An 11,653-nucleotide genomic window follows, 5' to 3' on the forward strand; every position below is an offset into this window, starting at 1 on the left:
CCGAGCCGCCGAGCGCGCGGCTGCGCGAGGTCTCGCCGCGGAACAGGCGGTCGAAGAGCCGCGAAATCTCTTCCTCGGGCACGCCCGGCGCGCTGTCGTCGAACACCAGCGTGAGGCAGTTTCCGGTCCATGCGCCTTCGACGGTCGCATCGATGCGCAGTGTGCCGCCGGCATCGGTGTAGGCCAGCGTGTTCTCGAGCAGGTTCATGAAGACCTGGTGCAGCCGGTGTGCATCGCCGTCGATCACCGGCTGGGCCGAGGCGGCGATGCGGTCGATGGCGTCGCGATCGACCGCGATGCCGCGCTGCGTGAAGCGGTCGCGCGTGTGGTCGAGCGCCTCCTTCAGCAGCGACAGCGGATACACCGGCGCCTTCAGCAGGTCGCTCTGGGGCTCGCGCATGCTGCTGCGCAGGTCGTCGACCAGCTGGCCGAGACGGATCACCTGCCGGTGCATGCGCAGCGCGGTGCGTTCGTCGAAGGTGCGCACGCCGTCTTGCAGTGCTTCGATCTCCGCGCGCATCGCCGCCAGCGGCGTGCGCAGCTCGTGCGCCGCGTCGGCCAGCCAGGCACGGCGCGAGGCTTCGACGGTGTCCAGGCGCTGCGCCATGTCGTTGAAGGTCTTGCCCAGCAGCGCGAGTTCGTCCGATCCGTGGACCGCGACGCGCGTCGAGAGCCGCCCGCGCGCCACGTCTTGCGCGGCCTGCGTGAGCGCATCGATCGGCTTGAACCAGCGGCGTGCGAGCAGCCACGACAGGGCCAGCGCGAAGGCCAGGCCGCACAACCCCGTGAGTGCGATCACGCCCGATTGCTGCGCAAGAAAGGCGCGGTCGGCCTCACTTTCGAGGCCCTGCACCGGGGCCAGCGCGAGGTAGCCGACGACGGTGCGCCCGCGTCGGATGGGCAGGCGCGCGGCGGTGGCCAGGTCGAGGGTGGCGCCGACCACCCAGGCACCTTGCGCGTCGAGCAGGGCGAGGCGGCGGTAGATCGAATCGGGCGGGCCCGACAGGCCGGGAAAGAAGCCCGGTGGTGGCATCGCGAAGCGCCGGGGCAGCAGGTCGAGCTGTGGTGGCGGGGGCGGCGGCGAGGCGGTGTTCGAGAGGCCACTGGAGGACTCGGCCTGCTGCGCGTTGTCGCCTGACGTGCGGCGCTCGTACCAGGGAGGCAGGCGCCGGTCGTCGGGCGTGGTGGCGCCGTCGATCACCAGCGCCAGCTGGCCCATCTGCAGGCGGTGCCAGGCTTCGTCGTTGTCGCGCAGCTTCTTCCAGTCGCCGTTGGCGGTGTAGTGCTTCAGCAGGAGCTGAGAGAGCCAGTCCATGCGGCGGATCTCGATCTCGGCCACGTAGGCGCCCAGGCCCCGCTGCAGCGCGACGATCGAAAAGCCCACGAAGCTGAGCAGCAGCACGATCAGCAGGGCGGCCAGCGCCAGGAAGATCTTGCGGGAGAGTGTCAGGCGCGGCATGGACTCGGCGGCGGAGGCATGGCCGCATTCTGCGGCATGCGTTTCGGGGGCGGGGACGGCATAGGCAAGCCGTCGATCATGGCGCCGGATTGGGGAGGAATCTGGGAGAGGCCGCCTGGCAGCACCTCTCCCACATTTCTCCCGATTCGGATCGCACGATGCGGGCCATGACACCGGACACGCACCGCTCCCGCCCGACCCTTGCCTTCCACGCGCTGGCCGCCGCCGCGCTCGCCTGGGCCCCGCCAGGGCTAGCGGCGCCCGCGGCGACACCGCCGGCCGACACCGGCATCGACCTGCTGCTGTTCCTGCTGGCGGCGCTGTTCTGGGTCGTCGCGCATGTGTGGACGCTGCTCGTGGTCTGGGCCGAGGCGCGGGCCTCGGGCGTGCGAGCACCTGCCAAGAAGGAGGCTGCCCATGGCCGATGAAGCGATCGGGCGCCGGGGCCTGCTGGCCGCGATCGGTGCGGCGGGCCTGGCCGCGTCCGCCCCCGGGGCCGCTGCAGCAGCGCAGAAGCTCCCGCTGACCGCCCAGACCACCGAGGGCCCGTACTACCTGGACCTCGCGAACTTCCGCATCGACCTGACCGACGGCCGCGAGGGCGTGCCGCTCGATGTGCGCCTGCGCGTGCTCGATGCCGCCGGGCGCCCGCTGCGCGGCCTGCGCACCGACCTGTGGCACTGCGACGCGCAGGGCAACTACTCGGGCTTCGGCGGGCAGGGCGACGACCGCACGCGCGGCTTCGAAGGCCAGGCCTTCCTGCGCGGCAGCCAGCGCACCGACCGCGACGGCCAGGCCGTGTTCGCCACGCTCTACCCGGGCTGGTACGCGGGGCGCACCACGCACATCCACGTCAAGGTGCACCACCGCGAGCGCGCCGTGCTCACGACGCAGTTCTTCCTGCCCGATGCGCTCAGCGAGTTCCTCTACACGCAGGTCTCCAGCTACCAACGCGCGCGGCTGCGCGACACGCTCAACAGCGCCGACGGCATTGCGCTGCGGGCCGGCGACACGGTGCTGGGTGCGGTGCGTGAGGAAGGCCGGCGCTATGTCGCGCTGCTCACGCTGGTGATCGACCCCGCCGCGCGCCCGGTGACCGAACGCCCGCCGCAGCCCGGCACGGGGCCGGCGCCCGTGGGCGGCTTGCGGCCGATGCGGCCGCGCACGCTCGAAGGCCTCGCCCGCACTCGCGCGCTGGTGCCGCCGCGCACCGAAGGCTGAGCGGTGTTGCGCATGCCGCTCCCGTCCGCCGCACCCGGTCACTGGTGGGTGACGCCACGCGCCGCGATGCGCGCGCTGGCGCACACCTGCGCGGGCTGCCTGGCCTTCTGCAGCCTGGCGCTGGGCATCAGCGTCGCAGCACGCGGCGCCTGTGCGGAAGCCCGGCAGGTCGAGGTGCGCAACTCGCGCCTGGCGACGCTGGCGCCGATCATGCAAAGCCGCCAGGAAAACCGCACGCCGCGCGGCCACGGCCCCTGCAAGGCCAGGGCCGCCCTCAGCCCGGCCGTTCCGCGAAGCTGAACCCCACGCCATAGACCGAGCGAATCCAGCCGTGCGTGGGCGACACGGCCGCGAGCTTACGCCGCAGGTTCTTGATGTGCCCGTCGACCGCGCGCTCGTTCACGTCGAGCGCTTCGGGGAACGCCGCTTCGAGCAGCTTGCTTTGCTCTTGTCCCCAAGCATCGGGTCGTAGTTCTCTATATCGGGGTGTTGAATCGGATGCGTGGTTGATGGAGAACGGGGATGGAGCGCACGAAGATTCACAATCTTGGACGTAGAGCCGACGATGCCGAAAAGTGGCCGGTGCGCCGCGATGTGTCAAGCTTGGCGTGCGATCGACAAGTTATCGTCGGCGCAATTCGACTCAGGCCTTAATGCTTTTCAGTTTCTCGATGACCGTTGTTGCGTTGCGGGGCTGCGACGTGTAGCACATTGCCGACTTGTCATATGTCCTATTGGAAATAGCGATGGCTTGATTGGGTGCAAGGTCCAAGTCGAGCAGCCAGACGGCCACAATGGCGTTGCCGACGACCGGGTCGGCTAGCTTCTTCGGGTCCAGCTTGATGCTGAGCAAATAGGGCCGTCGAGCCCCCTTCGAATCTGACAAGAGGACCGCCATACCGAGAAAAGGCAAAGGCGTTTCGCCGGAGGAAAAGTAGCTTGCGAAGCAACCCGCCGCCGCAACCGGCAGATTTTCAAGCGGTATCGATTGGAGGCCAGTCAAGCTTGCGTCTCGAGGGACTGCGCTGACTAACTCCGGTACATCGCCAGCCCACGTGACGTTGCTATTCAACCCCTGGAACGCACTCCTAAGTCCTGCGGTGTGACTGAAGCCCTTGCTGATAAGTGCATTACGCAGTTCCACGAGGAACGCTTCATGTTGTCTGGCAACAAAGGGCATATGGCCATTGGGCTGCTCGATGTCCTTGACCGTGTCGGGGACGAAGAAGACTGGAGGCCGAAGTACTGAGATGTCCTTCAGCAGTTCGCCGTCCGAAATGCATGCGCGGATGAACTCCATATTTGTTCGCCAGTCGCTCTTGGATTCGTCGAGTGCAGCCGCCATGATCAGAGCCGAATCATGGCGATTGAACCCTGCATTGAAGATCTTGGCCATAAGCTTTCTGCACGCCAGTGGAAAGTCTTTGCCGACCAACTGCGTGGCGAGTCCCGGTGCCTCAGAGCTCAATAATTGCTGGATGGAGGAGATCGTGCCGGCCAAGCCGCCTGAAGTGTCTTTGGGGTAGTTCAGGACGGAATAGGGCGTGGTAGCGATGTCGTCTCCTCTTACCGAGAATGCCTCGGAGTCATTTTGAATATCCGAATCTGCGAAGAAAACCGAGCGACGGGTATCCACAGTCACTTGGAAGCGGATGAGTTCCTTGACATCAGTTGGTTTCTGGTTGCTGCGCATCCGACTCAACGCCCCTTCCACCGATTCATTCATGCCCTTGTCGATGGAGGAAAGTTGGAAGGAAAACTCCAACTTTCCTTTAGACAGGTCGGCCCATTTGAAGGACAGAGGGAAGTCCTGATTGCTGGAGGAGCGAAAGGCCTCGTTCACGTGTTCACTGATGAGCTCCACAGCCGGTCCACCAGTAACATCCAATAATTGCGTGAAAGTGGTCGCTGCGCCGCCGGTGGCGTAGGCGGATGAGATTTTTAGAAGTGTTGTGAACGCCGAGGAAAGTTTCTCGCTGCGGTCCGTCTTTGATCGGAGTGCAATGCGGATATAGGGCTCTTCCATGGCTCCTGGCTTCGAAGCATCCAGCGAGGCAAGAATGGGGGCCAGTGGGACGAGTAGCACGTCAGGCTGAAAAACAGAATTGCAGAATTGACCGTTGTTGTTCCACTTGTAGTTGGCGATGGGGATCCATTTCTCGCTGGGGACGCCCTTGAACCCCCAGACGCGGGCGGCCAGAAAAACTTCTGATTCTTCCTGGAAGATCTTTCTCCAGAGATTCGATGCATTTGGCGATATGCAGCCTTTGTTTTGCGGATTGTCCACACTCGCCTTGATCGTCACATATCCCATATTGAACGGGGTTTGTGCCAGATAGGCTTTGGGTTTGGAACTGGTGGTTGCCTGCTGTACGAATCCAAAGACCGGTCCGGCCTGACAAAGCTCGGCGAGGAGGGTTAGAAATGCAATTCCGACCAAACGGGGAAACATCATGTTCTCTCTCCAATCTATGTGGAGCTCAAGTTTAGGAGCAAGGGATGTCAAGCTGGGGAATTTCTGTTGATGGACTTGATGAGCAGTCATAGGATGGTCTTGAGGTAATTGAGGCGGTACCTGTGCATGCTTAAAGGCATCGTCCGCATTCAGGTGTTGGTGCCGCCGCGTGGCCAGGGCCCCTGCAAGGCCAGGCCCGCCCTCAGCCCGGCCGCTCCGCGAAGCTGAACCCCACGCCGTAGACCGAGCGAATCCAGCCGTGCGAGGGCGACACGGCCGCGAGCTTGCGGCGCAGGTTCTTGATGTGCCCATCGACCGCGCGCTCGTTCACGTCGAGCGCCTCGGGGAACGCGGCTTCGAGCAGCTTCGAGCGCGTGAACACCCGGCCCGGTTCGCGCGAGAGCGCGCGCAGCAACAGCAGCTCGCGGCGCGTGAGCGCCAGGGCCCGACCCTCCAGCCACGCGTCGCCCCTCGCGCTGTCGAAGGCCACGGAAGGCGACGCCCTGGCCACGTTCACCACGTTCAAGTCGCGCTGCGCGCGGCGGCGCAGCACCGTGTGCACGCGCGCCACCACCTCGCGCGGCGAGAAGGGCTTGCAGACATAGTCGTCGGCGCCCAGGTCGAGCCCGCGCAGCCGGTCGGCCTCGTGCGCGCGCGCCGTCAGCACGATGATCGGGTGGTCGCTGCGCGAGCGCACCTGTTCGATCACCTGCAGCCCGTCGATGCGCGGCAGCACCACGTCGAGCAGGGTGAGCGCGGGCGGTGCATGCAGGATGCGGTCGAGCGCAGCGGCGCCGTCGCCGAGCTGCTCGACCTCGTGGCCCGCGCGGTGCAGCAGGTCCAGCAGCACCGACGCGATGTCGCGTCCGTGTTCCACCAGCAGGATGCGGCTCATGGGTTGGCGGGCCGGCTCAGAAGGACGTGCCGATCTGGAACTGGAAGCGCTGCGTGCGGTCGGCCGCGATGCCGTTGGCCGTGTCTTCCTTCTGGTAGACGATGGGCACCGCATACGCCAGGCGCAGCGGGCCCAGCGGCGAGATCCAGCTGATGCCCAGGCCGGCCGAGGCGCGCAGGCGGTTCTGCGCCTTCCACTGCGCGTCGGTCATGCTCGCCGTGCGTTCGGCGAACACGTTGCCCGCATCGAAGAAGGTGTACAGGCGCAGCGACTTGTCGTTGCCCGCGCCGGGGAAGGGCGTGGTCAGCTCCATGTTGAAGATCGCCTTGCGCGTGCCGCCCAGCGAACCGCCGGTGACCGCGTCGGTCGGGCCCAGCGAGTTCTGCTCGAAGCCGCGGATCGAGCCGAGCCCGCCCGCATAGAAGTTCTTGAAGATCGGGAAACTGCTGCCGCCCAGCGCCTTCGCATAGCCCAGTTGACCGTTGAAGGCCAGCGTGTACTGCTTGGACAGCGGCACGTACTGCTGGTACTGGTAGTTGGTCTTCAGGTAGCGCAGTTCGCTGCCCACGCCCAGCTCGAGGTTGGCGCTCTGCAGACGCCCGCGCGTCGGCACCAGCGCGCTGTCGCGGTCGTCGCGCGACCAGCCCACCGTCGCCGGAATGCCGACCGCGTTCTTGCCCGTGCACACCACGCTCGGCGCGGTGCCGGTGCACTGGAAGTAGTCGAGGTAGGCCTGCGGCGTGGCGGTGTAGACGTACGAGCCGTTGACCAGCGTGTACGAACCGTTGGTGCCGGGCGTGAACGCATAGCGCTCCACGCCGATGCCCAGGTACACCGTGTCCAGCTCGTTCACCGGCAGCCCGAAGCGCACCGAGCCGCCGTCGCTCGCGAGCTTGTAGTTGCCGTCGGCCTCGTAGTAGGGCCGTGTGGTGGTGTGGAAGAGGTTGAAGGTGCGCGAGATGCCGTCCTTCGTGAAGTACGGGTCGGTCGCCGTGAGCGACACCGAGCGGTTGTACGAGCTGGTGTTGACCTGCAACCCGAGGTAGTTGCCCGAGCCGAACACGTTCTCCTGCGTGATGCCGAAGCTCAGCGAGACCTTGTCGGTCGACGAGTAGCCCGCGCCGAGTTGCAGCGAGCCCGTGGGCTTCTCGGCCACAGTGACGTTCAGGTCGACCTGGTCGTTGCTGCCCGCCACCTCGGCGGTCTCGACATTCACATCGGTGAAGAAGCCGAGGCGGTCGACGCGGTCGCGCGAGAGCCTGATCTTCGTGCTGTCGTACCAGGCGCCTTCGTACTGGCGGAACTCGCGGCGGATCACCTCGTCGCGCGTGCGCGCATTGCCGCCGATGTTCAGCCGCCGCACGTAGGCGCGCCGCCCGGGCTCGGCGTTCAGCACCATCACGACGCGGCGCTGGGCGCGGTCGATCTCGGGCTCGGCCTTCACGCGCGCGAAGGCGTAGCCGAAGGTGCCGAAGTGGTCGGCAAAGGCCTTGGTGGTGGCCGCCACGTCCTCGCCGTTGTAGGGCGTGCCGGGGCGCACGGTGACGAGCGATTTGAACTCGTCCTCGCGCCCCAGGTAGTTGCCCGCCAGCTTCACGCCGGCCACAGCGAACTTCTCGCCCTCGCTGATGTTCACGGTGAGCTCGAGCGTCTGCCGGTCGGGCGAGATCGCGACCTGCGTGGACTCGATGCGGAACTCGAGGTACCCGCGCGTCAGGTAGAACGAGCGCAGCGTTTCCAGGTCGGCGTCGAACTTGGCGCGCGCGTACTGGTTCGACTTCGTGTACCAGGCCAGCCAGCCGCCGCTGTCCTGGTCGAACAGGTCGAGCAATGTGCGCTCGTCGAAGGCTTGCTGGCCCACCACGCGCACCCGCGTGATGCGCGCCGGTTCGCCCTCGGTCACGCTGAACGTCAGGTTGACGCGGTTGCGCTCCAGCGGCGTGACGGTGGTGACCACCTGCGCGTTGTAGAGGCTGCGGCCGATGTACTGGCGCTTGAGCTCCTGCTCGGCGCGGTCGGCCAGTGCCTTGTCGTAGGGTCGGCCTTCGGCCAGCCCGATGTCGCGCAGCGCCTTCTGCAGCGCGGCCTTGTCGAATTCTTTGGTGCCGGCGAAGTTGACATCGGCCACGGTGGGGCGCTCTTCGACGATGACGACGAGCACACGGCCGTTGACGTCGATGCGCACGTCCTTGAAGAGTCCGAGGTCGAACAACGCGCGGATGGCCGCGCTGCCACGGTCGTTGCTGTAGGTGTCGCCGGCCTTCAGGCCGAGGGTCGCGAACACCGTGCCGGCTTCGACACGCTGCAGGCCTTCGAGGCGGATGTCCTGCACGGTGAACGGGTCGGCGGCCTGTGCCGGGCAGGCCGCCATCGCGAGGCACAACGCAGCAAGGGCGGCGAGAGACTTGGGAGGAATCATCATCACCGCATGGTCTTCACCAATGTCGGAGGAATGTGGGACGCCCTCCCACCCGCAGGGCCGAGTGGAAAGCAGTCGTTACTGCAACCCCGTGGCGTTCACAGCGGGCCACGACACCACAGGCCGTTCGATGCGTTCGCGGCAGTTCTGCGCATGCGTCTCCAGCGACAGATCGCCCTGGATCTCCAGCAGCCGCTGCACCGTGCGATCGACCGCATGCGCGTCGAGCAGCGGATACGTGCGCGCCGTGCGCCCGTTGTTGCGCACGAGGCGCGCGATGTAGGGCAGGTCTTGCTGCGTGATGACCGCGGCGGGCATCACGCCCTCGAGCTCCACGCCTTCGCAAGGCAGCAGCACGAAGTACTGCAGCCGCAGGTCGTCCGGCAGCAGGCTGCGCAGCTGCGTCGTCTTGCGCCCGCCCTGCCAGGCCGGGTCTTTCACTTCACGCGCCCGCGTGCAGCCATGCAGCCGCAGAAACCAGCGCGGCGGCGCCTCGTCGGACTTCTTGCGGTAGACAAACGCGTTGCGCCAGGCCTTGATCTCGAACAGGTAGACGCCCGTCTCGCACACGATCACCGCGTCGATGCGCGCGGTGGGAACGGCGCAACCGGAAGGCATCGGAATGATGAGGTTGCGAAGAATGCGCAGGTGGGAAAAGGCGGGGCTGAATGCGGTGGCGAGTTGCTGCACACCGAGCGTCGCGGCGACCGCGCTTTGCTGCAAAACAATGGTCATGTCGGACTCCTTCGGAAAGCCGAGCATTGCTGGGCTTTTGGGAGACTTCTGGTATGTGCTGCGTTGGCTTCGATGAATACGCACCCGGTGGGGGCGTGAGCGCAAAACAACACACGGTCGCGATCGCGCTTCGTCCACCAGATTCCTCCAATTTTGAACAGGACCATCCGGTCAGCGGCTCGATGAAGAGCAGCTGCAAACCCCGGAGAAACCTGAATGAAGAAATCCCTCACGGCACTCGCCGCGCTGGCCGTCACCGGCCTGGCCTCTGCCCAATCGTCGGTCACCCTGTTCGGCGTCGTCGATGCCGGCGTGAGCTACCAGAGCGCCACGTCGCGCAACCCCGTCACCGGCACCACGAGCAAGCAAAGCCAATGGAGCCTGGCCAACTCGGGCTACAACTCCAGCCGCATCGGCTTTCGCGGCACGGAAGACCTGGGCGGCGGGCTGGCCGCGAGCTTCTGGCTCGAGGCGCCGATCAGCAACGACGACGGCGCGACCGGCATTGCCAACTTCAACCGCCGTTCCACCGTCAGCCTGTCGGGCGGCTTCGGTGAAGTGCGGCTGGGCCGCGACTACACGGCCACGTTCTGGAACGACACGGTGTTCGACCCGTTCGGCACCAACGGCTCGGGCTCGAGCGTGATCAACACGGTGAGCGGCAGCACCGCGCTGGGCAACACGAACTATGTGCGCGCCAGCAACATGGTCGGCTACTTCCTGCCGCCGAACCTGGGCGGCTTCTATGGCCAGCTGCAGTACAGCCTGAACGAGAACACGAAGACGAGCGCCACCGACACCACCGCCGCCACCAGCAGCAGCGCCGGGCGTTATGTCGGCGGGCGTTTCGGCTATGCGAACGGTCTGCTGGACATCGCGCTGGCGGTGGGCCAGAACGTGGCGGTCGACACCACCACGCTCACGCGCAAGGTGCAGACCATCAACCTCGGTGCGTCGTACGACTTCGGCCCGGTCAAGCTGTTCGGCGAGCTGTCGAACGTGAAGAACAAGTTCGACCTCGCGGCGCTGGGCAACCGCCACGACAGCTACAACGGCTACCTGATCGGCGCGAGCATGCCGGTGGGCGCGGGCCTGATCCGCGCGTCGTACTCGACGGTGCGCTACAACGAAGGCGCGGTCGGCGTCACGGGCGACGACCCGCGCGCGAACAAGCTCGCGATCGGCTACGTGCACAACCTGTCCAAGCGCACCGCGCTGTACGCCACCGTGGCGCGCGTGAGCAACCGCAACGACGCGAACTACACGGGCAGCCTCACGGCCGCCAGCACCACGGGCTACGGCAGCACCGGCGTGGGCTACACGGGCCTGCCGCGTTCGTCGACGGGCTACGACTTCGGGATTCGCCACGCGTTCTGACCGGCTTCCGTTCGCGTGCGGCGGCGCTGCCGGCGCGCGCGAACGGTCCCTGCCGTCGAACACGCAACGCATCGATCCCCATGATCCGGATTCACCACCTCGCAGGCGTGCTGGCAGCACTCGGCCTGTCGGGCTGCATCGTTCTGCCGCCGCCTCTCTTTCCGCCCGGCCCACCGCCGGGGTTTCGTGGCGAGGGACCGCCGCCACTGCCACGCTGCGGCGCCCCGAGCGGCTGCGCGCGGCCGGCTTTTCCCGAAACGCGCTGAGGGACTGTCGACCATGTACGGCAGTTCACTCGGCCTGGTCATCGCCACGCTCATCGGCTTCGGCCTGGCCGGCGTGTTCGCGCTGATGGGCGCGCTGTTCGTCGCCCCCGCGCGGCCGTGCACGCCCGCGGCCTCGCGCAGCAGGCCCGCACGCAGCAGCGCCAGCAACTGGCGGACAGCCGCGTGCAGGACCTGCGGCCGTTGCTCGGCGCCGCGCCCGGCGATGCCACGGCGCTGCGCCTCGCGGTGGACCTGCCCGCAGAAGCGGTGCCGGTCTTCGGCATTCCGTCGGAGTTGCGCGAGCTGCTGGCCAAGGTGGCTGCGCATGCCGCGCGCGTGATGGCCGCGGGCGCGACGCTGCAGGTGCGTGCGCGCATCGAAGGCACGCAGGCCGTCGTTCACTGGCGCGACCTCGACGCAGACAGCGAACGCCCACCGCTGGCGCGCTTCTTCGATGCGCTCGACGCCGCCTCGCTGGCCAGCGCGCGCATCTGCGAGCGCATCGCGGGGCGCCACGGCGGGCGCATCTATTCCGCGCCGGACGATGGCGGCGTGCTCGGGCTGACGCTGCGTCTGCCGCTGTACGCGCCGGCGGTGGCCGCTGGATCAGTCGACTGAGGTGCGCGTCGGCGCCGACGCGGCCGATACGCCCGAAAGCTCAAGCGCTTCGAGCGCCTCGTACTCCACTGCCAGGAAGTCCACCAGCTTGCGCACCGACGGCAGCAGCCCGCGGCGCGAGGGGAACACCGCGTGCACGATGCCGCTGCGCGGCGCCCATTGCGGCAGCGCGTCGACCAGGCGGCCGGCCTGCAGGTCGTCGCGCACC

Annotated in this window: 10 protein-coding genes and 2 pseudogenes; 5 read left to right on the forward strand and 7 right to left on the reverse strand. The window is 66.9% G+C overall.

From position 1 onward, the window contains the following. Positions 1–1,459: HAMP domain-containing protein (locus AAG801_RS35320; protein WP_341892613.1), on the reverse strand; the 1,459-nt coding region annotated here is incomplete at its 3' end. Between the two features lie 167 nt (positions 1,460–1,626). On the opposite strand from AAG801_RS35320, the gene AAG801_RS35325 reads away from it, so the two are divergent. The 3 genes from AAG801_RS35325 to AAG801_RS35335 are packed head-to-tail and all read left to right on the forward strand — an operon-like array spanning position 1,627 to position 2,980. Continuing rightward, entirely contained in the window at positions 1,627–1,887 is a 261-nt protein-coding gene (locus AAG801_RS35325; RefSeq protein WP_341892614.1) for a hypothetical protein, read from the forward strand. Beyond that, positions 1,877–2,680 (forward strand): intradiol ring-cleavage dioxygenase, encoded by an 804-nt coding sequence (locus AAG801_RS35330; RefSeq protein WP_341892615.1) that lies wholly within the window; start codon positions 1,877–1,879, stop codon positions 2,678–2,680. Before AAG801_RS35325 ends, AAG801_RS35330 begins: the two co-directional genes overlap by 11 nt. Before the next feature lie 12 nt (positions 2,681–2,692). Then, entirely contained in the window at positions 2,693–2,980 is a 288-nt protein-coding gene (locus AAG801_RS35335; RefSeq protein ID WP_341892616.1) for a hypothetical protein, read from the forward strand. Here AAG801_RS35335 and AAG801_RS35340 read toward each other — a convergent pair. The 5 genes and pseudogenes from AAG801_RS35340 to AAG801_RS35360 all read right to left on the reverse strand — a co-directional run. Continuing rightward, positions 2,955–3,125 (reverse strand): annotated as a pseudogene (locus tag AAG801_RS35340) (winged helix-turn-helix domain-containing protein); the annotation flags it as partial. The gene AAG801_RS35335 and the pseudogene AAG801_RS35340 sit on opposite strands and share 26 nt — an antisense overlap. A 198-nt stretch (positions 3,126–3,323) precedes the next feature. After that, complete coding sequence (locus tag AAG801_RS35345) at positions 3,324–5,135, reverse strand: hypothetical protein (RefSeq protein WP_341892617.1); 1,812 nt, start codon at positions 5,133–5,135, stop codon at positions 3,324–3,326. 202 nt (positions 5,136–5,337) lie between these two features. Continuing rightward, a complete protein-coding gene (locus AAG801_RS35350) occupies positions 5,338–6,030 on the reverse strand; it encodes a response regulator (RefSeq protein ID WP_341892618.1) in 693 nt (230 codons plus the stop codon). 16 nt (positions 6,031–6,046) lie between these two features. Beyond that, positions 6,047–8,449, reverse strand: coding sequence for an outer membrane protein assembly factor BamA (bamA, locus tag AAG801_RS35355; RefSeq protein WP_341892622.1), 2,403 nt, complete (start codon positions 8,447–8,449; stop codon positions 6,047–6,049). Between the two features lie 78 nt (positions 8,450–8,527). Then, positions 8,528–9,184, reverse strand: a complete 657-nt coding sequence (locus AAG801_RS35360) for a nuclease-related domain-containing protein (RefSeq protein ID WP_341892619.1) — start codon at positions 9,182–9,184, stop codon at positions 8,528–8,530. Between the two features lie 216 nt (positions 9,185–9,400). Between AAG801_RS35360 and AAG801_RS35365 the strand changes: the two genes are divergently transcribed. Then, the gene (locus tag AAG801_RS35365) at positions 9,401–10,561 is read left to right on the forward strand and encodes a porin (protein WP_341892620.1); all 1,161 of its coding nucleotides are present in this window, start codon (positions 9,401–9,403) and stop codon (positions 10,559–10,561) included. Between the two features lie 383 nt (positions 10,562–10,944). Then, positions 10,945–11,445: an ATP-binding protein gene (locus AAG801_RS35370; RefSeq protein ID WP_341892621.1), complete on the forward strand. Its 501-nt coding sequence runs from the start codon at positions 10,945–10,947 to the stop codon at positions 11,443–11,445. Here the strand turns inward: AAG801_RS35370 and AAG801_RS35375 are convergent. After that, a pseudogene (locus AAG801_RS35375) lies at positions 11,434–11,653 on the reverse strand (LysR family transcriptional regulator); the annotation flags it as partial. The gene AAG801_RS35370 and the pseudogene AAG801_RS35375 overlap by 12 nt on opposite strands.

The organism is Variovorax sp. YR752, from assembly GCF_943372545.1.